At 49.0% G+C, this 24,983-nt stretch carries 15 protein-coding genes and 2 tRNA genes; 11 read left to right on the top strand and 6 right to left on the bottom strand.

The features are described 5' to 3' along the window. Positions 1-27 precede the first annotated feature (27 nt). Entirely contained in the window at positions 28-2,241 is a 2,214-nt protein-coding gene (locus HMPREF9441_RS12920; RefSeq protein ID WP_008621927.1) for a RelA/SpoT family protein, read from the bottom strand. Between the two features lie 113 nt (positions 2,242-2,354). On the opposite strand from HMPREF9441_RS12920, the gene HMPREF9441_RS12915 reads away from it, so the two are divergent. The 7 genes from HMPREF9441_RS12915 (at position 2,355) to HMPREF9441_RS12885 (ending at position 10,042) form a co-directional block, all read left to right on the top strand. Beyond that, positions 2,355-3,869 (top strand): DUF4301 family protein, encoded by a 1,515-nt coding sequence (locus tag HMPREF9441_RS12915; RefSeq protein ID WP_039865310.1) that lies wholly within the window; start codon positions 2,355-2,357, stop codon positions 3,867-3,869. Between the two features lie 37 nt (positions 3,870-3,906). Then, on the top strand, positions 3,907-5,076 hold the full coding sequence (purT, locus tag HMPREF9441_RS12910) for a formate-dependent phosphoribosylglycinamide formyltransferase (RefSeq protein WP_008621925.1): 1,170 nt from the start codon (positions 3,907-3,909) through the stop codon (positions 5,074-5,076). A gap of 67 nt (positions 5,077-5,143) precedes the next feature. Beyond that, positions 5,144-5,216, top strand: a tRNA-Gly gene (locus HMPREF9441_RS12905). A 19-nt stretch (positions 5,217-5,235) separates the two neighbouring features. After that, positions 5,236-6,645, top strand: coding sequence for a sodium:proton antiporter NhaD (nhaD, locus tag HMPREF9441_RS12900; protein ID WP_008621924.1), 1,410 nt, complete (start codon positions 5,236-5,238; stop codon positions 6,643-6,645). Between the two features lie 18 nt (positions 6,646-6,663). After that, complete coding sequence (locus tag HMPREF9441_RS12895; protein WP_008621922.1) at positions 6,664-7,071, top strand: hypothetical protein; 408 nt, start codon at positions 6,664-6,666, stop codon at positions 7,069-7,071. An 18-nt stretch (positions 7,072-7,089) separates the two neighbouring features. Further along, positions 7,090-8,658: an AAA family ATPase gene (locus tag HMPREF9441_RS12890; protein WP_008621920.1), complete on the top strand. Its 1,569-nt coding sequence runs from the start codon at positions 7,090-7,092 to the stop codon at positions 8,656-8,658. Next, complete coding sequence (locus HMPREF9441_RS12885) at positions 8,633-10,042, top strand: VWA domain-containing protein (RefSeq protein WP_008621913.1); 1,410 nt, start codon at positions 8,633-8,635, stop codon at positions 10,040-10,042. Before HMPREF9441_RS12890 ends, HMPREF9441_RS12885 begins: the two co-directional genes overlap by 26 nt. Before the next feature lie 262 nt (positions 10,043-10,304). Here the strand turns inward: HMPREF9441_RS12885 and HMPREF9441_RS12880 are convergent, their stop codons facing one another. The 5 genes from HMPREF9441_RS12880 to HMPREF9441_RS12860 form a co-directional block, all read right to left on the bottom strand. Beyond that, positions 10,305-10,499: a GIN domain-containing protein gene (locus HMPREF9441_RS12880; RefSeq protein ID WP_244949770.1), complete on the bottom strand. Its 195-nt coding sequence runs from the start codon at positions 10,497-10,499 to the stop codon at positions 10,305-10,307. 78 nt (positions 10,500-10,577) lie between these two features. Beyond that, positions 10,578-10,652, bottom strand: a tRNA-Arg gene (locus tag HMPREF9441_RS12875). Between the two features lie 74 nt (positions 10,653-10,726). Continuing rightward, positions 10,727-13,540, bottom strand: coding sequence for a PD-(D/E)XK nuclease family protein (locus tag HMPREF9441_RS12870; protein WP_008621908.1), 2,814 nt, complete (start codon positions 13,538-13,540; stop codon positions 10,727-10,729). Positions 13,541-13,554: 14 nt separating this feature from the next. Further along, positions 13,555-16,803 carry a UvrD-helicase domain-containing protein gene (locus HMPREF9441_RS12865; protein ID WP_008621906.1) on the bottom strand — a complete coding sequence of 1,083 codons (3,249 nt, stop codon included), beginning with the start codon at positions 16,801-16,803 and terminating at the stop codon, positions 13,555-13,557. Positions 16,804-16,808: 5 nt separating this feature from the next. After that, positions 16,809-18,470 carry an AMP-binding protein gene (locus HMPREF9441_RS12860; RefSeq protein ID WP_008621899.1) on the bottom strand — a complete coding sequence of 554 codons (1,662 nt, stop codon included), beginning with the start codon at positions 18,468-18,470 and terminating at the stop codon, positions 16,809-16,811. Between the two features lie 571 nt (positions 18,471-19,041). Here HMPREF9441_RS12860 and HMPREF9441_RS12855 point away from each other — a divergent pair. The 4 genes from HMPREF9441_RS12855 to HMPREF9441_RS12840 all read left to right on the top strand — a co-directional run bounded on the left by HMPREF9441_RS12855 (position 19,042) and on the right by HMPREF9441_RS12840 (position 24,982). After that, complete coding sequence (locus HMPREF9441_RS12855) at positions 19,042-19,701, top strand: HAD family hydrolase (protein WP_008621894.1); 660 nt, start codon at positions 19,042-19,044, stop codon at positions 19,699-19,701. Between the two features lie 50 nt (positions 19,702-19,751). Then, on the top strand, positions 19,752-20,573 hold the full coding sequence (panB, locus tag HMPREF9441_RS12850; protein ID WP_008621892.1) for a 3-methyl-2-oxobutanoate hydroxymethyltransferase: 822 nt from the start codon (positions 19,752-19,754) through the stop codon (positions 20,571-20,573). 3 nt (positions 20,574-20,576) lie between these two features. Further along, complete coding sequence (locus HMPREF9441_RS12845; protein ID WP_244949769.1) at positions 20,577-21,731, top strand: MFS transporter; 1,155 nt, start codon at positions 20,577-20,579, stop codon at positions 21,729-21,731. 407 nt (positions 21,732-22,138) lie between these two features. After that, a complete protein-coding gene (locus HMPREF9441_RS12840; RefSeq protein WP_008621883.1) occupies positions 22,139-24,982 on the top strand; it encodes a hypothetical protein in 2,844 nt (947 codons plus the stop codon). The last annotated feature ends 1 nt before the right edge of the window (position 24,983 follow it).

Here is a 24,983-nt window from a genome sequence, read left to right as displayed (position 1 = left end):
AGATAAGGTGTGAAACAAGTGTCCGCTTTAGTTGCGGGACACTTGTTTCACACCTTTTATAGTTTTCAATTTCTTTTCCAACAGTTGCAGTTTACTTGTATCGTCGAGCATGACGGTCAGTGTGCCGGAGAATAGGCCGTCGTGGGAGTCGATGCTGATACTTCGTAATGAAATCTTCTCCTCCTTGCTGATGATGGACGTGATGTTGTTTACGATGCCCAAATCGTCGTTGCCGATGACCTTGAGCGTGATAGGGTATTGGCTGCCCCGCTTGCCGGCCCATCGGGCTTTGACGATACGGTATCCGAACCGCTTACGGAGTTCCTGTGCGTTAGGGCAGTCTTGGCGATGTATTTTAATGCCACCGTTCACTGTGACGAAGCCGAACACATCGTCCCCGTATATCGGTTGGCAACATTTGGCCAAAGAGAAATCCAGTCCCTTTAAGTTTTGGTCTATGACCAACACATCATCGTTCGTTTTAGCCTTGAGTTCGGCTTCCGACGGGATATTATAGTTCTCTGCACTGGGAGCCGGAGTGTGTTCTGCCAGCCCGGCCTCTATTTTTTGTTGTTCAGTGTATAAGTCGAGCACTTCGTTGACGTCCGTCGTTTCGTCGGCCAGACTTTTATAAAAGTCCGTCACGACTTTGAATCCGAGCTTTTTGATGACGTGCATCATGGTCGGCTCGTCGTATTCTATCTTTCGGTTTTTGAATTTGCGTTCCAATAACTCTTTGGCAAAAGCCCCTTGCTTGGCTTGCATTTCTTTGAGAGCCTGACGGATTTTGGCCCGTGCCTTTCCTGTTACGACGAAATTCAGCCAATCCTGTTTGGGCGACTGGTTGTTGGCGGTCAGGATTTCCACTTGGTCGCCGCTGTTCAGTTTTTGGCGGAGTGGGGCATTCTTTTCGTTGATTTTGGCACCGATACAATGGTCGCCCACATTGGTGTGGATGGTATAGGCAAAATCCAGTACAGTGGCACCTTTGGGAAACTTGAACAGGTCCCCCTTCGGGGTGAACACGAAAACTTCATCTTCATACAGATCCATTTTGAACTGGTCCATGAGCTGGAGGTCGTCGTTGTTCTCCAACGCGCTGCGTATGTTGTTGAGCCATTCGTCCACTCCGCTTTCTCCGCTTTTAATACCTTTGTATCTCCAATGCGCAGCCAATCCTCGTTCGGCTATTTCGTCCATTCGTTCGGTTCGGATTTGCACTTCCACCCATTTGTTCTCCGGCCCGAGGACCGTGATATGCAAGCTTTCGTAACCGTTGCTTTTGGGGATGGACAACCAATCCCTCAACCGTTTGGGGTTGGGTTGATACATGTCTGTGATGATGGAATAAACCTGCCAGCATTCCATCTTTTCTTTTTCGAGGGCGGAATCCAGAATGATGCGGATGGCAAACAAGTCGTAAATGCCTTCCACTCCGCAATGCTGCTTCTTCATCTTCTGCCAGATGGAGTGTATGCTTTTGGTACGCCCTTTCATGTGGAATTTCAGACCGGCCTTCTTCAGTTTTTCGTCGATAGGACGGATGAACTTTTCGATATATTCGTCACGCGATTTTTTAGTGGCGTTCAGTTTTTCTTTTATTAAATAGTAGGCATCGTGTTCCAGGTATTTCAGCGACAAGTCTTCCAGTTCGCTTTTCAGGCGGTATAACCCTAATTTGTGAGCCAACGGAGCGTATAAGTAAGCAGCCTCTTCCGACACCTTGCGCCGGGCTTCCTCGTTTTCCGTGTCTTTGATTTTGCGCATGATGTTCACGCGGTTGGCTATCATAATGAGAACCACACGCATGTCTTCGGCAAAAGACAGCAATAAGCTTCTGAAGTTCTCGCTTTCTACGCTTGGATTCTTCTCATACAGTTCCAAAATGCGGTTCAGGCCCTTGATGATACCGGCCACATCCACTCCGAATTCTCTTTCCACATCTTCCGGCGTGCAGTAGCCGCAACGTACGCAAGTATGTACCATGATACCAAGAATGGCTCCGCGCGTCAGTCCGATTTCAGAGGCTACGATTAAGGCTGTTTCCATGTCATTGAGGATAGGGTTCATGCCGAACACGTTCCTTTGAATAAGGTTACGGCGCACCGCCTCAAGCAAATAAGTTTTCAACTTTTTGCAGTCATCAGGATGAAGTATATTGCCGGAAAGTTTGAGAAGCTCCCTATATAGCTGTGCAAGTCGCACTTTTTCTTGTGCGGAGAAAAAAGTATTCTGTTCCATAATCCGCTATTTTTCTTCAAAGGTAGTACTTTTTTGCTGAAACGTTTACCCGTTTGCTTAAAAAAGCCTATATTTGAATGTTTTTTAGGGAAGGTTTAAAACGATTATATAATATGTTGACAGCAGAAGACAAGGTCTTATTGGCCGGAAAGGGGATTACGGAAGAGCAAATAGAGGCTCAGTTGCAGACTTTTAAGAAAGGATTTCCATTTTTGAAGTTGAAAGCGGCCGCTTCGTTGGCTCATGGTATTTTGGCTCCTTCGGCAGAAGAATGCAGGCATTATGAGGAAGTGTGGAAGGCTTATAAGGAAGAAGGAAAAGCGATAAGCAAGTTTGTTCCGGCTTCGGGGGCAGCCAGCCGTATGTTTAAGAATATGTTTGAATTTCTGGATGCGGAATACGATGTGCCGACCACTGATTTCGAAAAAACTTTTTTTGCGGCGATTCGTGATTTTGCATTCTACGATGAATTGGATGCGGTTTGCATGAAAAATGAAGGTCGCGGGATTGACGGTTTGGTGGCATCCGGCCAATATAAAAAGGTTGTGGCGAACATGCTTCGTCCGGAAGGTTTGAATTACGGCCAGTTGCCTAAAGGATTGCTTACGTTTCACCGGTATGAGAACGGTTCGCGCACTCCGTTGGAGGAACATTTGGTAGAAGCGGCTTTGTATGCTGCCAGCAAAGGAAAGGCTGAAGTTCATTTTACGGTGAGTGCGGAGCACAAAGCTTTGTTCAAGGCATTGGTGGAAGAAAAGCTTCCGATGTATGAAAAAGCATACGGGGTGACGTTCCATGTCACATTCTCCGAACAGAAACCGGCCACGGATACTTTAGCGACCACGATGGACAATGAACCGTTCCGTGTGGACGGTAAGCTTTTGTTCCGCCCCGGCGGGCACGGTGCGCTTATCGAAAATTTGAATGACTTGCAGGCCGATGTCGTTTTCGTGAAGAATATAGATAATGTGGTGCCGGATCGTTTGAAAGGGGATACGGTTACTTACAAGCAGGTGCTGGCCGGTATTCTGGTAGAGTTGCAACAGAAAGCCTTTGCTTATTTGCGTAAGTTGGACAGTGGGAACTATAGCCATGCGGATATAGAAGAAATCATCCGCTTCGTCCAACAGACGCTTTTCTGCCGTCGTGAGGATGTGAAAGAACTGGAAGATGCGGAACTCGTGATTTATTTGCGTAAAAAGTTGAACCGTCCGATGCGTGTCTGCGGCGTGGTGAAAAATGTGGGAGAGCCTGGCGGCGGTCCTTTCTTGGCTTACAACAGCGACGGGACGGTTTCGTTGCAAATTCTTGAAAGCAGTCAGATTGATACCCGGAATCCGGAATATGTGGCCATGTTCAAGAACGGGACGCATTTCAATCCCGTAGATTTGGTTTGTGCAGTGAAGGATTATAAAGGAAACAAGTTCAATCTGCCCGATTATGTGGACCGCAATACGGGATTCATTTCTTATAAAAGTAAAAACGGAAAAGAACTCAAGGCTTTGGAGTTGCCCGGCCTGTGGAATGGGGCTATGAGCGATTGGAATACGGTGTTTGTGGAAGTGCCCCTGAGTACGTTCAATCCGGTGAAAACGGTGAACGACCTTTTGCGTGAGCAACACCAGTAACAACGATAGGTTGTCGGTACATAATTAAGATATTCTTATGACGAAAAAGATTTTATTGTTAGGCTCCGGAGAATTAGGAAAAGAGTTTGTCATTGCGTGCCAACGCAAAGGGCAATATGTAATTGCTTGCGATTCGTATGCACATGCACCGGCTATGCAAGTAGCAGACGAGTGCGAGGTCTTCCACATGCTTGACGGGGATGCGTTGATGGCTGTGGTGGAAAAGCATAAACCGGACATTATCGTCCCCGAAATAGAAGCCATCCGTACGGAGAAACTGTATGATTGCGAGAAGATGGGCATTCAGGTCGTACCGAGTGCCCGGGCTGTGAATTTCACCATGAACCGAAAAGAAATCCGAGAGTTGGCTCATACGGAACTTGGATTGAAAACGGCGGATTATCGTTATGCCAAAACTTTCGATGAGTTGAAGGCTGCGGCCGATGTGATAGGCTTCCCCTGCATCATCAAGCCTTTGATGAGTTCTTCCGGACACGGGCAGAGCAAGGTGGACAGTCCTGCGGATTTGGCACACGCCTGGGAGTATGCATGCGCGGGGGCACGTGGCGATGTGAAAGAAGTCATTGTAGAGCAGTTTATTCCTTTCGACAGTGAAATTACGCTGCTGACGGTGACCCAACAGAACGGGCCTACTTTGTTCTGTCAGCCTATCGGTCACGTGCAAAAAGGAGGAGATTACCGTGAAAGTTTCCAGCCGGCTGCTATTTCTCCCGAAATGCTGAAAGATGCGCAGGATATGGCAGAGAAAATCACGCGTGCCCTGACCGGTGCGGGGATTTGGGGAGTTGAATTCTTCCTGAGCCATAAAGACGGCGTGATATTCTCCGAGTTGAGTCCTCGTCCGCACGATACGGGAATGGTGACTTTGGCAGGCACACAAAATCTTTCGGAATTCGAATTGCACTGCCGTGCCGTTTTAGGTTTGCCGATACCGGAAATTACACAAGAACGAATGGGAGCCAGTGCGGTCATCCTGTCGGAAGTGGAAAGCCACGGAGCACCGAAGTATTCCGGCGAGGAGGAGGTCTGTGCGGCAACGAACACTTATCTGCGTATTTTCGGGAAGCCCGAAGCCCATATAGGGCGCCGTATGGGAGTGGTGGTTTGCTGGGACAAGTTGGATGCCGACCAGGAAGCATTAAGGAATAAATGCAAAGCCCTGGCAAGTAAAGTTAAAGTATATTAATACGTAAATAAGAAATCCGGATATGGAGTGTTTTTTTCAAGAAAAGATATACCTTTGTATCCGATTTGCGACAATAGCTCAGTTGGTAGAGCATTGGCTTCCCAAGCCGAGGGTCGCGGGTTCGAGTCCCGTTTGTCGCTCTCTTATCAGCTATCTTCCATGACCGTAATAATCGCCATTGTTTTGCTCTTGGGATATTGTGCTATTGCAACAGAGCATATCACCAATATCAATAAAGCCGCTGTGGCGATGTTTCTCGGAGTTATTGTTTGGACACTCTACATGGTGGCGGGAAAACAGTATGTAGAAATGATGTACGCGGAGGAATATGCTGATTTCTTAGGCGGAAATGCCTCTAACGTCACTTCTCTTAAGAATTTTATTGCCAATTATATTTTTATCGGTCACGTAGCGGATATTTGTCAGATCGTGCTTTACCTTTTGGCTACGATGTCTATTGTCGATTTGTTGAATACGAACGGTTGTTTTGATTTCATCAGCGAGTGGATTACGACCCGTAATAGCAAGCGTCTTCTGTGGATGGTGGCTTTCATAACCTATGTCTTGTCGGCCAATCTCGACAACCTGACCACGGCTTTGATGATGTTTGCCATCGTGCGTCAGTTGTTGCCGGGGAGTCGTTTCCGCATGTATTATGGGGCGGTCATTGTGATTGCGGCCAATGCCGGAGGTTGTCTTACGGTAATCGGCGATGTGTCTACTTTGATGCTGTGGGTCAAGGGAGCGGTCACACCGTCCAGTTTTTCGGGTGCCATGTTCTTGCCGTCCATTGTAGCCGTGGCTATTCCCACTTATTTGATTTCCCGCAAGTTGCCGGAACAGATGGATATTAATACGCCTCGTATCCGCTATCGCGGGGATGATACGACTTTGACGCGTTGGCAGCGTATTTTGATGCTGTTCGTGGGAATTGGAGGGCTGTGGTTTATTCCTACGTTTCACAATCTGACCAAGTTGCCTCCTTTTGTCGGAGCGTTGTGTGTATTGGCACTTTTCAGTGTCGTAAACGAGTTGTGCAATCGGCGGTTGATCAAATCCGACCAACCTTTTTTTCGTCCTACACCACGCTTCATGCAGGCAGAGAGTATCCAGACTATTTTATTTTTTATAGGCGTAAGCATGGCTATTTCCGCCATTCAAGAGACGGGGGCACTTTATACAGTTGCCGTATGGTGCGACCAATATATTCATAATATCTACGTATACAGTTTGATATTAGGAGGAATTTCCGCCTTTTTGGATAACGTGGCACTTGTGCTGACCAGCATATCCATGTATGATGTGGTAGGGATGGCGGAAAGCATTCCCGGTATGGATCCAGAATACCTTCGTTCATTCGCGCTGAATGGTCAGTATTGGCAATTAGTAGCTTATAGCGGAGGAATCGGCGGTTGTTTGCTTTCCATCGGTTCCACTGCCGGATATGCGTTGATGAAAAGTGAGAACGTTTCCATTTGGTGGTATTTCCGTCACATATCCGGCAAGGTTATGGTGGGGTGGCTTGCCGGCCTTGGAGTTTACTTTTTTATTGATTCGTTTATCAGATAAGAGATAGAACAAAATAATATGCAGATAAACAATACGTTATTTAAGAGGAAAATACTGTCTTTTACGTTGATACAAGTCGCTCTGTTGAGCTTTTTGCTGATTCTTTCCGTGGCGGTGCGTCTTGTGCTTTATCCTCTCAGCTATCTTGAATCCTTGCCTCTTTATTTTATTGTGGGATTCTTCTTTTTGTGGGAGATGCTGCAATTCTTTTTAGTTTCAAGGGAGGCTTTGGAAGATAGCCGGAACATATTACGGTATTATCGCCATGGTATCCTGTGGCGTGTCGGTATATCGTTGCTTGCCGGAGGGTGTATCAGTCTTTTCTTGTCTGCGCAACCCTTGTTTACGGCTTTGCTTTTTTTGATGTTTCTGGTGGCTGAGTGTATTTTCGATATGATATTTTATCGCCGTTTTCTGAAAGAATAGAAAGAAAGGGCCGCCCGGATGATGGATAAGAAGCGTATCGCCCAGTTGTTGGAAGTTTTAGGGAAGGGGCTTTTTGAGAAAGAACATGTGCTTTCCCTGTCCCTTTTGGCGGCAGTTGCCGGTGAGAGTATTTTCCTGCTCGGCCCTCCCGGAACGGCAAAGAGTATGATAGCCCGGAGACTGAAATCGGCTTTCCGGAACGGTCGTTCTTTTGAATATCTGATGTCCCGTTTCAGTACACCGGATGAGATATTCGGGCCGGTGTCTGTTTCTGCCCTGAAGGACGAAGACCGTTATATGAGAATGACCGAAGGGTATTTGCCCACAGCCGATGTGGTTTTCTTGGATGAGATATGGAAAGCCGGACCCAGCATTCAGAATGCTTTGCTTACGGTGTTGAATGAAAAAGTATATCTGAACGGCAAAGAAGAAATGAGGCTTCCGCTGAAGTTGGTGGTTGCTGCCTCCAATGAACTTCCGGCCGAGGGGGAAAATCTGGATGCGTTGTGGGATCGTTTCCTTGTCCGTTGTGTGGTGGGAGGCATTGCCGATAAAGAACTCTTTAATTTGATGATTTCTTCTACGGTTCAGTCCGAGGTGGAAGTGCCGGATGTCATACGCTTGTCTGCTGATGAGTTACGCGTGTGGGCCGAAGGGATAGATGCGGTGGAGATACCGGTTTTTGTATTTTCATTTGTTCATATATTTCGCAGGCTTCTGACGACTTACAATGTATCGGCAGAAGAAAAAGGAGAGTCCCTGTTTTATGTGTCCGACCGCCGTTGGAAGAAGATGGTACATCTGTGGCGGACTTCTGCCTTTTTGAACGGTTGTTCCGTCGTCCATTTGGCAGATTTGCTTCTGTTGCAGGTCTGTGTATGGGATACTCCGGCTCAGGAGATTGTTTTGGAGCGCCTCTTGACCGACGCTCTTGTGGCAGCCTGTGAAGAGCATGTCGGTGTTCCCCTGTTGTCAGACCGTTTGGCTGCATTGAAAGAAGGGGGGATGGGTGTTTCGGAAATGCATGTGGCTTTTAAGGTGGTCAAGGCTTTTTTCTATCAGATACAATCCATGTATCCCGGACGTACAGTGCTGATTTATACGAATGAATACGAAGCGTTGAGTCCGGACCAGCCGATACCTTTTGTGTTGGTTACAGACCGTCGCAAAACCGGAGCGCAAATACTGCGCAAGTATGAGAAAAGCCGCCATCCGGATGTTTTTCCAAAGGATCTGCTTCAAGTGGTTCGTACTATGACCGGTTTGCAGGTGAATGGACGGAAATATGAATTGCTTCGTGAGGCAGGGGAGGACGGTGAAAACGCAGTGCCCCAGACAGAAGTTTCTTCTCGGATGACTTTTTCATCAGCGATGGCCGAACGTATCGTGGCCGAATTGGGCGAGGTGTCAGCCCGTCTGGAACAATGGCAAAGGGAAGAAGCAGAATATGTACAGACACATTTGTTTTTACAAGACAGGCAAAGGGATATATTGAAAAACGCTTTACGTCGTGTACGTTCTGACATAACCTCTCTGGAAATCGAAAGTCAGGAATTGAGCCATGCAGCCGGCAGGAAATTATCATGAGGGATATGAGCGCGTGCGCCAATTGTCCGCTCTTTTTCTGAGGCGTTTGCATGAAATAGCCGGTGAGGTTTATGCAGAGGTCTTGTCGTCCGGTGTCATCCGTCCCGAAGAGATGGAGGAAGAAATACAGCGCTATTTCGCCAAAAAGAAATCAGGTTTACAAGACGTATATTCCTATTATGGGGAACAGTGGGACTATTATTATCAGGTCGTTGCGGCTTCGGATGCCGACTTTTTGCCCATGTTGCAACAGGCTCGTTCCGCTTTTGTCCGTTTATATGTTCCGGTCGAATTGGATGCGTCCTATTATATGGAACAGTTGGTGCGTTATCCTCGTACGGATAGCCGCTGGCAGGCTCTCCGCCAACATTTCATAAAGAAGTGGAGGAATCTGTTGGAAGGGCGGGAACGTACGTATCAGAAGCGGCACATAGAACGGCTCTGTGAAGATTATTACCGTATGGTGTCGGCCAATGTCGGTATGTTGCAGAATGTGGGAGGAAAAGGTGAAGGGCCTTCCCCTCGATTAGCCTGGCTTCAGTTGACGCAGTCTCCGGAACTTCGCGTGAAGCTCAGACAGCTTTCGCAGGTAATCCGTAAAAGCCAATTAATTAAGGAACTGAATCACGTTTTAGGGCGTAAGAAAGTGGATGAGCAGCGTTTGTATCAAGCCATGAGCGGAAAGACACCGGTTACTTTGTTACGCTCTGCCACGCACTCCGACATTGTGGGCATTACGGAAGGGAACAATCTGAACGCCCTGCTGCCGATGGAATATTGTTTCTTGTCGGATGCCGCTTTGGAACCGATTTTCTACCGCCGTTATGTCGAAAAGAAACTGGCGGTCTTCGATGCCGTATCCCGGCAGATAGAATATGCCGAAGCTTCTTCGTACAGCGGACGCGACTTACAGAAACGGGCCAAACATGGCCCTTTTGTGGTTTGTGTGGATACCTCCGCTTCGATGGAAGGGGAACGTGAGTTATTATCCAAGGCGGTAGTGTTGAGTTTAGCCTTGATAGCCGACAAATTGCGCCGCCCCTGTCGCGTGATACTCTTTTCCGACCAAACCGAAGTCATCGAGTTGAATAACCTCTATTCCGACTTGGCCTTATTGGAGACCTTTCTATGCAACTCCTTTCATGGAGGATCCGATATGACTTGTGCGATGAAAGAATCCGTAGAAACTTTGATGCGTGAAGATTTTCGTTATGCCGATTTGCTTTGGCTTTCGGATTTTGAGATGGATCCGCTTCCTCCGATGTGGGTACAATATGTAGAGGAATTGAAGCAACGGGGCATGCGCCTCTATGCCGTGTCTTTCGGTCATCGGTCAGAGACGTCTTATCTCAGGTTGGCCGACCGTGTTTGGACTGCCGATTGACGAATGTCTTTTGAGCGTATTTCTAAAGGCACGAGATTCCCGTATTTGTGTGCGTTCCCCCGAATGGATATTTTTGAGCGATTCTCGTGGCTTTTTGATTTTTCATAATGAAAGCGTTAGCTTGATTCTATGTAACAAATATAAAAGAAAATCATGCGGATTTTAGTCTTATTGAAACTGAAATCACATGCTTTTTGCTCCTAATGTCGTTTTCTAAATCTTCAGGTTTGATGCCGAAATAGAAGAAACCCGGTTCCGGGAATCAGAATTTGTTTGATTCTGTGGCATCTATTTTGTTCACTCCGCTCGAGTTTATTTCAGTCTGGTCTGCTGTTCCGGATAGGATAAGTTTACCTACTCCGCTGTTGCGGGCTTTTAAAGAAGTACATTCCATGGTAATATGTATGGTCCCGACTCCGGAGTTCTGAATGTCAACCTTTTTACCTTTAAACTCCACGGTTTGCTTGTTTACGCCACTGCTTTTGCAAGATTGAAATAAAAATGCAACCATCTGAAAGATGATTGCATTTTCCTGTGATTCCGTTGGGACTCGAACCCAAGACCCACGCCTTAGAAGGGCGTTGCTCTAATCCAACTGAGCTACGGAACCGACCTTAAATCGGGTGCAAAGATAGAGGTTTATTTTCATTTCTGCAAGCCGGATGCGTGATTTTTTTAACTTTTCTACCGTCCGCAAAGCAGCTTATAGTCGCAGTAGGCACAAATTTTAGGTACGGAAGTCTGCCGGAAGGGAATTTCCGGATTGAACAATTCCTCCAACACACCTTGTAGCATCTTTTGGAAATCCTCTTTGAAGCGGCTGAAATCCGTCACCCGTTCACGGTTGAACACGATGGTCGGATCATAATCTTCAGCATTGGATTTGTGTACGAAGAACAGGGCCGGGGATACGGGACGCTTTTGTTCGCCTGTCATGACCCAGGCATACAGGAATATCTGGAAGATGTATGAGGGACGGTGCTCGGCGGGTTGTACCAGTTGTTCCATCGAAACGGCTTTTTCCGGTGTGCCGCCCGTTTTGTAATCCACGATACGCAAGGTTTCCACTTCCTGCCCCGTGGTTTCGTCCGGCATCCTGACCGTGTCCATTCGGTCTATTTTTCCCCCGATGTCGATGGACAGAGGGTGGCCGTCCGATATGATGTCCACACTTCGGTGGTGTTCCTGTTCCATTTCCTCCAATACGAATTGTTCCATGCGGCTGTCGTGGGCGAGCAGTTGGCGCAGGTAACTGGCCATGACCTTGCGTGCTACGAGCAGTTGCCCGTTGTAGAACACCGTGTCTTCACGTCCTTCAAAGAAGTTTTTCAGGAATGAGGCTTCTATATAAGGAAGTAAAGTTGTTTCCCCACCCTCCAGCAGTCGCTCGATGTCCTGACGACGGATGACGGGGTTACGTTCGGTCAGTTTCCGGTAGATGAGTTCCGCCGCTTCGTGGAAAATAGTGCCGAACAGTGCGTTGTCCAAGCCGTTTTGCGGGTCTTTGGGTTGCCGTATGTGTGCCACCTGTTGGTAATAAAATTTGAGCGGGCAGTCGATGTAAGCGTTGAGTGCCGAAGGGGAGAGGGGGCGCGAACTGGGTTGGCCGCTGCCATAGTTACGGCGTAGGATGTCCATGACTTCCGGCGTCTTGGCTGCTTCCATGCCGTTGTCGGCCGGTACGGCCTGGCCGGATTGCAGGATTTTCAGTTCTACGGGAAAATCCGTTTCGGCCAACAGTTGGCGCAGGAAGCGTGACATCTCGTTTTTGTTCAGTCCGTCGGTAGCGATGTTGTACATGAATGTGATACGTTCTGTACGCTGCACAAGACGGTAAAAATAGAACGCGTATACGGCTATTTTATGTTGTATGGTGGTCAGTCCGAACACTTCCCGCAGGTGGTAGGGGATGAACGAAGTGTCGTTCACGGCTTTGGGCAACATCCCTTCGTTGACGGATAGCATCAGGATATGCCTGAAATTCAGGTTGCGTGTCTCCAATACGCCCATGACCTGCAAGCCTACGGCCGGTTCGCCGTGAAAGGGAATGGTGGTCGTGCCCAGCACGGTGCGCAGCAAGCGGCGCAGGGTGGAGGGCTGTACGTCGAGCGTACGGTTTTCCGTCAGGCGGATGAAGCGGCTAATGACCTGATGGGCACGATAGAGTGCTTCGTGGTACAACTGGCTGTACACGTCGTCTTTCCGGTCTTTTTGTTGTCCGAATGCTGCAGCCAAGCCTTCGAGCAAGGAGCGGATATAGACCAATAAGGCGTGGTTTTCCGCATGCGGACAGAAGATATCCTGTTCCTCCAACAAGGCGGCGTAGGGATGGCTGCGTACGATTTTTTCCTGTTCCGCCCGGAAACAGCGGCGGTCGCGGTCGTAACCATCGGTCTGCAAGGAAAGCAAAGCGTTGATGAAACTGTACACCGGCGTGTCGGTCATGGGGAATCCCATGGTGATGTTGGTGCGTTTCACGGGATGCGGCGATGTGGCATCGGGCAGCGAATGGAGCACCGGTTGGAGCAAGGATTCGTTGCAAAGTACGATAGCCGTGTCCTGTTCCGGTTCCGTGAGGGCTGAGTCCAGCCATTGGGGAATATAGCGTGCCTGTGCATTCTCCGAAGTCGTGGCGATGAACTCGATGCGCGGCGGGTTCTTGAAGTTGTCGAAGCATGTTTCTTCCAAGGCGTTGGGGAACTCTTTCAGGTTCTGGCGGATGAAGGTCCCGGCCTCGAAACGGCTTTTCTCGCCGACGTACATCACGTCATAGTCCCAATAAAAAAGGGCTTGTCCGCGTTTCTGCAAGTAACTGAACAGCCGTTTTTCCACATCGTTGAGCACGTTGAAGCCTACAAAGACATACGTCATGTCCGCAGGGATGCGGTCGGTGCGTTCGGCAAGATGCTCCGCCACGTCTTTGTACAACGCCCCTTCGTACAGCATTCCTTTTTCTTTCAGCCGTGCGTTGAACGTGGCATAGATGTCGTCCATCCGATTCCACAGGGCGAGGAACTTTTCTTTCAGTCGGCTGTTGCCTTCGATGGAAAAGTCCTCGAAAAAATGTTTCAGGGCCTCTTCTTGGCGGGGTGTCAGGAAGTCGCTGTGGTCCAGTTCCTTGATGGATTGTATGTTGCTGAACAGTTTATGAGGATCGGCCAGATGCTTGTCGATGTCGTCGAAGTCGGATAACATGATTTCGCCCCAACCGTAGAAACGGTCGAGCGATTCCGGGTCGGGCACGAGCGCGGCATAGACACGGTGGAGCTCGCACACCGAGAGTATGTCGTCGCAACGGGTGAAGTCCGACAAAGAATCGAACAGTTCGCTGATGGTACGGTAACGTGGTGCCCATACTGGCCGTCCGGACACGGCAGCCAGTTGCTGGTTCATGAAAAGTCCGGCGCGTTTGTTGGGGAATACCACCGTAACGTCGCGCAGGTTGGTGCCGAAACGGTGTATGAGGTCTTGGGCGATAAGTCGAATGAATGTTTCCATAAAAAACAGGCGGATTAGACTTGAACTTCTTCAAGCCGGTTGTTAAGAATGTACCACAGGTAACCTTTCACGCGGCGGTCCGGTTCCATCAGGCGGAGCTGCTTCATATAGCCTCCCACCTGGTCGCGGTATTCGTCGTGCGGACGACCGAATTTGAAGTCCACCACAGTGATTTCGTCTTTGCCGAACATGACCCGGTCGGGGCGGTAAGTGCCGTATTTTCCCGTTTCTTCATAGTATTCCTGCGTCAGGATGGGGCACTCATTGTAAAGCTGCATTGTGCCGTCGAACCAACGGGCCACTTCGGGCAAGGCAAATGCTTTTTCCACCTGCTGCTTGAGTGCATCCATTTCGGGTTGTGTACCGATCAGGCCTTCGGTTTCCAAGGTGCGGAGTGCCTTTTCCACGTCGTCGCGGGTATAGATCGTAGAGAATATTTTGTGCATGAGGATACCCATGCGCCTTTTGTCGTTGCGGGAATGCCGGGGCTTGTCCGTATTCGAAAAAGCGTCTAAGAATTCTTCTGCGCGGTTGGATTGGCAGAAGTCGATACGGGCTTCGTAGGAGTGCATGACGACCGGTACCGGACGGTAATCGGTTTCCATGCGGTTGTCGGAGGTTTTGCGGCCGGAAGAATAGGATGTGACTGGTTTGCCGTAAGTAAAGAGCGATGTTTCTCCGTTTTCCCCGTCCGTCTCTTCAACGCCGTCCAACGCGCGCGGCAAGGCATGGTAAAGCAGGTCGCCCGTCGTGCTGCGTTCATCCATGGTGTAGCGCGTACGGCACCAGGCCAACAGGTTCTTTTCCGCACGGGTGAAGGTCACGTAGAGCGTGTTGAGTGCGTCTACCCTGCGTTGCAGGTGCTCCTCTTCATACTCCCGACAGAATACGGAGTCGCGCATGGCGGCTTCGATGGTGATGGGGATGACCGGCAGGCTGTCGTAGGGCGGTTCGTGCGTTTCGCACCACAGCAGGTCGTTACGGCGGTTGAAGCCCCGTGTGTCTTGTTCGATGTTCCAGTCGCAATAAGGGACGAATACCGTGTGGAACTGCAATCCCTTGGACTGGTGTACGGTGAAAATCCGGATGCCATCCACTTCACCGGACGGAATGGAAGCACCGGAGAGCGTCTCGTCCCAATAGGTCAGGAAAGAACGGAGGTCGGAAGGGTTGTCTTGCAGGTAGGCGGTCACCTGGTCGAAATAAGCGAACAGGTAGGCGTCTTCGTCGGGGATACGTCCCAGGTCGAATATTTTATAAAGCTCCTCCTGAAGTTCATAGAGGGGAAGGGTCTGCAATGCTTCCCTACGGTTCACGTAAACTTCGGGCAGGAACGTTTCGAGGGAACGGGAAGCCAACAGGTCAACATCGGCTTCTGTCGACTTTCCGCTGTGCAGGGCCAAAAAGGCCAATGACACGCGGTCTTCCGTGTCCGCCATGTAACGCATGGCAGCGATGAGCAGGTTCACGCTCAATGAACTGGACAAGAGGAAAGCCTCGTCCGATACCAGTTTGACCCGGTCGCCGAAACGTTCGGCAAAATGACGGATGATGGGGTCGGCATGCCGACGGTAACGCAGCAGGATGGCCATCTCCCCGTAGGGCAGTCCGGCTTCGTGCAGGGTACGGACCTGTTCGCAAAGTTCGTCCAGCATCCGGGTTTCCCAGTCGTCTTCTTTGTCTTTTTCGTCGAAGAAGCGGATTTGTACGTATCCGTCGTTTCCTTTGTCTGGACGGCATTGTTGGGCCACGTCGCCGTAAGCCTCTGACATTCGGATGGGAGCGTCCGGCGTGAGCCGGTCCAGTTCTTCGGCGGCAGCCGTGAACAGGGCGTTGTTGAACGCGATGATGCGGCGTTCGCTCCGGTAGTTGATGGCAAGGTTCCTTATGTCGGGGCGGTGCACGGCCATTTCTTTCTCTATGTTTTTCAGGATGGTCCAGTCTCCGTTCCGCCAACGGTAGATGCTTTGTTTCACGTCGCCCACAATCAGGTTGCCGAAGCCGGAGGCCATGCTCTCCAACAGCAGGATTTTAAAGTTCTTCCACTGCATGGTGGAAGTGTCTTGGAACTCGTCTATCATCACATGATGGAAAAACGCGCCCATTTTTTCAAAAATGAACGGAGCGTCGTTTCCTTCTATCAGTTCATGGAGCAGGATGGGGGTCTTGGCTAGCAGGAAACGGTTGTTCTCGTGGTTCAAGGCCGTGACCTCCTCGTCGATGACGCCTAACAGCCGCAAAGGGTTGAGGTGTTTCAACGCTAGCGACGCACTGGTGTGGCGTACGAGTTCTTTGGTCTGGAAGCCGCGCAGTTCTGCCAACAGTTCGCTGAAGTGGGCGGCGGCTTCAACCAAGGCCGCCACGGAGCGGTCGGCCTTGCGGAGCATTTTTTCCGCATTTTCTGCGTAGCCTTGAAGCGTACTGCCGAATTCGGCTCTGATGTTGCCGTCTTCGATGCGCCGGAGATAGGTGTCTATCGTGCCGCCCCGGCTGAATTGGTCGAAGCCGAGTCCCCACGCTTCCATTTCGGCACGGAAGTTGGCTGCCGCGCTTTGCACGACATCCAGAGAGGCGTGCAACTCGTAGTTGAGCGCGGTGCGGAGTTCGCCGATGCGTTTGTTTTCGCGCAGCACTTCGCGCATTTCGTGTTCCCGGGCCAAATAAGCCTCTTTGAAAATCCATGCGGCGAAGCTTTTCACCTCGCGGGCGATGTCCCATCGCTCGTTGTTCGAGATGCGGTCGTCCACATATTCCAGAATCCAGTTCAGGACGGTGGGGGTAAGGTGAAGGCGTTCCATGATGCGGTCTACAGCCGCATGGAGCACTTCCTTGTCGTTGAGGTCCACTTTGAGATTGGCCGTGAGGCTCAGTTCGTGTGCCAGGTTTTTCAGAACCGACTGGAAGAAAGAGTCGATGGTTTCCACCCGGAAACGGTTATAGTCGTGCAGGATATGGCATAGGGCCGAGCCGGCACGGCTGCGAATCTCTTCCTCCGGCAACTCGATGCCGTCCGCCCGGAGTTCTTTTTGGAGGGATTCCAGATAATTGGCAGAAGACGGGAGTCCTTTCCAGATGCCGTAAAGTTGCTGGAGGATACGGTCTTTCATTTCGGCCGTAGCCTTATTGGTGAAAGTGACGGCCAGAATGTGGCTGTAGGCATGGCGGCTTTCCTGTTCGATCAGCGTCTTGATGTACTGTATGGCCAGGGTGAACGTCTTGCCCGAGCCTGCCGATGCCTTGTAAACAGTCAGACTGGATTTCATGTCGTTCAGGGATTCATGTTCTGGTAAAGATAGCGTTTGATGCTCTTCTTGGCGGTCTTTTCAAACTCTTCGTTTTGCAGCACCACCTTGGTGATTTGCGAATAGGGCGGCAGCTCCTTGTTCAGTTCCTGGCGTGAGATGTCGATCTGCCGCCACAGGGCATGGTCGTCCAACCCGTCTTTCAGGCTTTCGCCCAAATCAGGGTAGACAAGGGCCACCAGTTTCTCATTGCACATGATGACCAGTGATTCGTTGACGTACGGAAGGTTGTTCAACCGTGATTCTATTTCTTCCGGATAAATGTTTTGTCCGCTTGCACTGAGCAGCATGTTCTTGCAGCGTCCTTTGATGTACACATCGCCTTCCGGGTTGATGACGGCCATGTCACCCGTGTGCAGCCAACCGTCGGCGTCGAATATTTGTTCCGTGGCTTCCTGGTTTTTATAGTAGCCCAGCATGGTGTTGCGTCCGCGGCATACCAGTTCGCCGGGAATCCGTGCCGGGTCGGAACTCAGCACTTTCAGTTCCATGCCTTCGGCCGCCCTTCCGCACGACATATAAGCCGTTTCGTACCACGGGCTGTGGCAGATGATGGGGCCGCATTCCGTCATGCCGTAGGCGATGGAATAGGGGAAATTGATGGAACGCACGAACGCTTCCACCTCGGCGTTGAACGGTGCGCCGCCGATGATGACTTCCTTGATGTTCTCCCCGAAAAGGCGCAGGCTTTCCGTGCGTGCCTTTTCCTTGATCTTTTCGCTGATGATGGGGATGTGCAGAAGCAGCTTGCCCAATTTGCTGTCGATTTTCGGAAGGACTTCTTTTTTGAATATCTTTTCGATGACCAATGGCACGCAAGACATGATGCGGGGATGAAACTCTGCCACGGTGGTCATGATGACCTTGGGCGAAGGCATGCGCGTGAGGAAATACAGGTGGGCACCGAAACATACGCCATAGAGGAAGTCGTAGACCAAACCGAACACGTGTCCCATGGGCAGCATGGATACGATATTGTCGCCGGGCGCGATGCCGATGGTACGGTTGCAGAACAACACGTTGGACACGAGACTGCGGTAGGGAAGCATGACCCCTTTGGAGAATCCCGTAGTGCCCGAAGTATAATTGATGACGGCGAGCTGTTCCGGTGAGCTTTCTGGCGTGAAATGTACGTGTTCGCGAAGGAACATCATGGGAAAACGCTGTCCGAACAGGGCGTTGAGATGTTCGCGGACGAAAGAAAGTTTTTCGGAGCGGCTGTTTACGAGCGTGAAGTCCTTCACGCAAATGATGCCTTGCAAGGCAGGCATGCGGTTCTCGTTCAGGTTTTCCCACACCTGGTCGCCCACGAACAACAGGCGTGCTTCGCTGTGGTTGACGATGTGGTGTACATTATCCGGCTTGAACTCGTGCAGGATGGGCACGATGACGGCGCCGTAGGTAATGGTGGCTAGAAACGCCACGCACCAGTTTCCGCTGTTGCGTCCGCACAAGGCGATTTTGTCTCCGGGCCGGATATCGGCCGCTTCAAAGAGCAGGTGCATCTTGGCTATTTTACGCGCCACGTCCTTGTATTGCAAGCTCTCTCCGTTGAAATCCGTGAACGCTTTCCGGTCCCAGTTCTTTTTTATGCTGTTTTCGATAAGTTCTATCAGTTTGTCTTCCATATCGTTTGGACGTATATCTTGGTATCGGAGACAAAAGTACAAAAAACAAGGCATATCCGTTTCTTTGTGGGAGACGATTTTGAATTTCGGGCGTAAGTTTTTCTGTAATTTTAAGAGTCTTTCCTCTCCTGTAAGTTTCGCAAATCATCCTTCATCTTTCAGTGGATATCATAAATTATTCAAAACGAAAAGGTTACAGCCTGAAGGATGTTTCATTCATCTTTCAGCCATGTTTCAATCCGCTCCAGTGAGGGCTGAAAAAACGTTTGGAGTATGAAATATTTTTTTCTCAGCCGAACGATTTTCCAATCTCAGCCGAATGATTTTTCAATCTCAGCCAAACGATTTTTCGTTCTGCGCCGAATGAAATGACGTGTGGCTGAAGGATGCCTGAAACATCCTTCAGTTCATAACGGTTATATTATGAGTGACTTACTGTATTGCCTGAAGGATGAAAGATGTTTTTGCAAAATCCCTTGTGTGTAGGGGATGTGATAATTATGACTTTTGCCGGATATTCCAATTAAAATCCGTAATTTTGTCCGTTGAATTATAAAAACGGCGAAAGAAAATGATGGAATTAAGTAAAGGCCAAGAGGTGGCGGCTTTGTTTGATTTGGACGGAGTGGTGTTCGACACCGAGTCTCAGTATTCACTCTTTTGGGGTATGAAAGGGAAGACGTACCATCCCGAAGTGGAGCATTTTGAGAACGTGATAAAGGGACAGACGCTTGTGCAGATTTTCGACCGATGGTTTGCCGGATGCGATGACGTGCAGCGCAAGATAGCCAACGAGTTGGAGGACTTTGAACGGAACATGGCCTACGACTACGTGCCCGGAGTGGAAGATTTCCTTCGCGACCTGCGGCGGGCCGGTATCCGTACGGCTGTCGTAACCAGTTCGAACGACGATAAGATGCAGAACGTGTACCGGGCGCATCCGGAATTCAAGTCATATTTCGACCGTATCCTGACGGCGGAATTTTTCTCCCGTTCCAAACCGGAACCGGACTGTTATCTGTTGGGAGCCGAAGTGTTCGGTCTTCCGGTGACGCGTTGCGTCGTGTTTGAAGATTCTTTCAACGGACTGAAGGCCGGGCGGGCGGCAGGAATGAAGGTGGTCGGTCTTTCCACGACGAATGCGCCGGAGCAGATTCAGGATTTGTGCGACAGGGTGATTCCGGATTTTCGGGACTTCGATGTGGAAAAACTGCTTGAAATGCTCGCCTGAACGGATAATAATGATTAATTTTGCGGCCGATTTTATTAAAAAACAGTATTATGGCAGGATATTTAGTGGAGGATACGCGTAAAGTGACGACGCATCGTCTGATTGAAATGAAACAGCAGGGAAAGAAAATAGCCATGCTGACTTCATACGACTATACGATGGCTCGTATTGTAGACGGTGCCGGAGTGGATGTGATTCTGATTGGCGATTCTGCGTCGAACGTGATGGCGGGCAATACGACCACGCTTCCGATTACGTTGAATCAGATGATATACCATGCGACTTCGGTGATGCACGGTGTGGAACGGGCATTGGTCGTATGCGACATGCCTTTCGGTTCTTATCAGGTCAATCCCACGGAAGGAGTGACCAATGCCATCCGTATTATGAAGGAAAGCGGCTGCGACGCTCTGAAACTGGAAGGCGGGGCGGAAATTATCGATACGGTGAAGGCTATATTGGCGGCCGGTATTCCCGTTATGGGGCATTTGGGGCTGACACCGCAGAGTATCAATAAGTTCGGCACATACGCCGTGCGTGCCAAAGATGAGACCGAGGCGGAGAAACTGGTGGCCGATGCGCATTTACTGGAAGAAGCCGGCTGTTTTGCCATCGTATTGGAAAAGATACCGGCTGCATTGGCCGGTCGGGTAGCCTCTGAATTACATATCCCCATCATCGGTATCGGGGCGGGTTCGCAAGTAGACGGACAGGTCTTGGTGGTCAACGACATGTTGGGGATGAATAAGGGTTTTTCTCCGAAATTCCTCCGACGTTATGCCGATTTGCATACGGTGATGACTGATGCCATCGGGCAATATGTGAGCGACGTAAAAGCCCGGACGTTTCCGGATGAAAACGAGCAGTATTAAGGCGTGGCACAAACCAGTATCGGGCATAAGACCTTGTGGCATGCTGATTTCCTGAAAATCATCTTAGCCAACTTTTGTGTATGCACCTCTTTATATATGTTTTTGCCTGTCGCTCCCGTGTGTATGGGACGAATACCGGGGGAAGACGTAGGAGGAATGTGTGCATCCGTGCTGCTCTTTTGGGTGGGCGTATGTTTACCTGCACCTTTCTGCAATTACTGGTTGGATGCTTACCGGCGGAAAAATGTGGCCTTGTGGGCATTAGCCGGCATCGTATGCGCTACGGTGGCGTTTCTTTTCGATGGCCCGCAGTGGGGAAAGTGGCTGGCGAGGATGATGCAGGGGGCTTCATATAGTGTGTTCCAAATAGCTTTGGGGAGTACTTTGTTGTTGGATTTGTCCGATACGAAAAAGCGGACGGAAGCCGCACATGTCTACTATTGGTTCACTCGTTTGGCTTTGGTCTTCGGTCCTTTGTCGGGTATTGTCGTACCGATGCATTACGGTGTACGCCTTTTTGCCGGAGTATCCGTGGCTTTTCTGTTTTGCGCCGGCCTGTTGGTTATGACGATGCGTGTTCCTTTCAGGGCTCCTTTGGAACCGTCGTGGTGTACATTCGACCGTTTTTGGCTGCCTCGGGGATTCCGGCTCTTTATTCCTCTGACAGGAGTGGCCTTTTCCGCCGGATTGATGTTGGGGCAATACCGGGATGCCGGATTTTACTTGTTTTTGGCTGTCGGTTTTTGGTTGGCCTTATGGGGGCATCATCTGTTTTTTAAGGAAAAGTTGCAAACGGAGTTTGCAGTAGGATTCGTTGCTCTCGTGACAAGTGCCTCGTTATGGGGATTGGGGGGTGATATGGAAGGGATGAAATGGTGTATTGCCTTATGCCTGGGAAGTGGCCTCGGTTTTGTGACCAGCCGGTATTTGCTTTCTTATATTCGTATCTGCGAGCATTGCGAGAGAGGAACGGCACAGACTTCTTATCTTCTGGGATGGGATGCCGGACTTTTGGCCGGGTATTCCGTAGCTTTCGGGTTAGGAACGGAAGTCGGACAAACGATATATACTTATATAATAGGAGCTATATTCGTAGGAACGGGAATGTATCATTTGTTTTTGGTCAGACCGTGGTATATGCGAAACAAACGGAAATAGTGTGAAAAGAACTGTGCTAATTTTCTTTAATACGTGGAAAAAACAGATTTGTGTCAGCTCAGAAATATGTTTTTAAACATGTTTTCGATATTAGTTTAGATTTTATTATGTGTTTTTACAGAAATGTCATATCTTTGATACCCAAAAGGGGGAGCTTTGTGCACCCGATTTAAAAAATATTGAATAATTAACCTAATGGAATGTAAAGTAGGCTATATTAGAGGACACGGATTCAGCGCTTTAGAGGAGTCAGTACTCCCAAAAAGAAAGTGGCAAAAATGTTGTGTGGGTACACTGCTGGTCAACTCTCGGCCGAGAGCCGGTGACGGGAGGGGCGTGGTGTATCAAAACGATATTTATATATTGAGTGAATAATAAATCTATTAAAATATTAACCTAATGGAAATATGAAAGGCAGTAACATTAAAAGTAAAATGGGTCGTTTTACCTATTCTGCATGTGCGCTGTTCTTTGCCGGTGGTTTGTTAGTCTCTTGTGAGGACGAGCTTTTGACCGGAATGCCTTCGTGGTTGGGTAGCAGCATCTACGAAGAGTTGGAGAAGCGTGGGAATTATAAAACGATGTTGGAACTTATCAATGACAAGGATGTTTCGACCGTGGACGGAAACGGCGAGACAGAGTATGCCAGAACCTTACGTTTGACGGGTAGTAAGACGTTGTTCGTTGCGAATGACGACGCTTTCACCCGATTCTTTCAGAACAATGTGTGGGGAGCCAAGTCTTATAGCGATTTGACGCCTTCGCAGAAAAAGTTATTGTTTAATTCTTCGATGATAAACAGTGCTTATCTGATAGAGTTGATGTCGAGTACGCCTGGCGATAATCCGGCACCCGGGACTGTGATACGCCGCTCTTCTTCGTTGAACCTGTATGATACGATTCCGCAGTTGCGCGCTTCGGACATGCCGGACAACGAATATTGGCTGTATTACCGTTCTAAATATTCGGATGCGGCAACAGGAGGAATGACGGTGTTTCGGGACAATACGACAGCACCGATGGTGCATTTCCTTTCCGCTTATATGTCGAATAAGTCGATTACGAACGACGATTTGAAGTTTTTGACCAATGGAGCTTGCGACAACACTTCGGAGTCGTATATCAACGGGCAGCGTTTGGTGGAAAGGGATATTACGTGTCAGAACGGTTACATTCAGGTTTTGGAAAACGTAATGAATCCTTTGACCAATATGGCCGAGGCTATTCATAACGACGGAGAACTTTCGACATTCAGCAAGATGTTGGATCGTTTTGCCGTACCGGTATATAACGAAGGATTGTCGAATACGGTCGGGGTGGACTCTGCGTTCGTATGGCGTTATTTGAATAACGGTTTCGATGCGAACGTAAACGGAACGAACAATGCGTTGCTGACTTATAAGAATGTGGATTATGATGCAGCCAATGTCTTGTCTTACGATCCGGGATGGAACCAGTATCAGAACGGTTCGTCCAATACGCCTATGAGTGAAGACATGGCAGTCATTGTGGCTCCTACGGATGCTGCTTTCGAGCGTTACTTCCAGTCTGGTGGCGGTGCCGCTTTGATTGACCGTTATAAATATATAGACAGCATTCCGAACCATATTATCGTGAATATGCTGGACAACTTCATGAAGTATTCTTTGGTGGCTACTGTGCCCAGCAAGTTCAGTTCGGTGATGAACACGGCTCAATTGGAGATGGGACTTTCTGTGGGCGAACCGGGCGGACAGACGGGTATCGGTTCTTGCCTTATGGCCAACAATGGTGTGGTATACAAGTCTAACGAAGTTTATAATATTCCGGAATACCAGTCTGTGGCTTTCCCCGCATCTTTGAATGACAACGACCGTAACACCAAGACTGATATCATGCGCTATATCATCAATGAATTGGACTATCAGGCTTATCTGAATTCCATGGAAAGCATGTTCTTGTTCATTCTTCCTACCGATGAAGCTTTGAAAAACTATGTGGATCCGGTAGATTATCACAAGAACCAGCCTACCATTACGGAGTTTTATTATGATTATAGTCCTTCACTGACCGGTAGCCGTATCAAATGTAAACGTTATAATGCAACGAAGAATGCAGACGGAACGTTGACACGCGGTACAGAAATCACAAACCCTTGGAAAAACGGTAGTACAGAATCTGATTACGTAACGAACCGTCTGAAAGATATTCTGGAGAATTCCATCATCGTACAGGATAAGTCTGCCACTACTTCAACGGGTAAGAGCGTATGGGTCACAAAGGGCGGTTGTCCGGTCATACTCGAAGGTACGGGCGCAAACATCCGTATTACCACTCCTTATCGTAAAGAACTTGCCGACCAGAATAGTAGCAATAGCCCCTATGAGCTGAAAGTTCGTGAGGTGGAAGGTTATTATAACATGGGGCAGAATCCTGACGGTAATGGTGAGACCTTTATCGTAGATATGGAACCGGTGATGTCTGCTTCAAAATCCGTTTCTACTTTATTAAAGGAGTTGGCTACAAAGGATAATCGTTATAGCGAGTTCTCTAATATGGTGGAGAATAGCACGTTAGTATCTCAATTCTATAACATTACTACAAGCGGGTCTTCTTCTACGGGTACTGCCAAGACCATTTCCAATGGTTTGACCCTTTCGGTCATGGAGAACTATAATTATACAGTGTATGCTCCGCCTACAACTGAGATAGAGAAAATGTATGAGAATAACTTGCTTCCGGATTGGAGAGATGTGATTGAGTTGGAAGACAAGCTGGATGAAATCGAGAACAGCAATCCGGAAGAGGCAGCTCGATTGGAGGTTCAGATAGATAGCATGAATACATTGATTAACAACTTTATACGTTATCATATCCAGAATAGTGCGGTTTATCAGACAGCTCCTGCCTCATCGGGTACTTACGAAACTTCTTACATGGGAGGAAGCCGTTTTGCCACGCTTACCGTATCGAACAGCGGTCAGGCTGGTTCGGGAAGTATAGTCATCACTTGCAATGATGCCAATAAAATGGAAATTGAAGGGGAAGCTCCCCGTAAGGTTTTGGATGGCAATTACTTTGCACGTGAATATCGCTTCCGTTCCGGTGTAAGTTCAAGCGACGGTTCTGCGAGTGGACCTATTGCATGTACGGATATTGAATCGGCAACCCGTATCTTCAACTCTTCTACAGCAGTCGTACATCTGATAGACAAACCATTGCTCTATACAAAAGAGTTGTCTGATGCCTACAATGAGATTTCAGGTAATTAAC

This window comes from Paraprevotella clara YIT 11840 (assembly GCF_000233955.1).
Taxonomy (GTDB): domain Bacteria; phylum Bacteroidota; class Bacteroidia; order Bacteroidales; family Bacteroidaceae; genus Paraprevotella; species Paraprevotella clara.
Note: the sequence above shows the minus strand (reverse complement) of the source record. Positions and strands in the feature narration are given on the sequence as shown.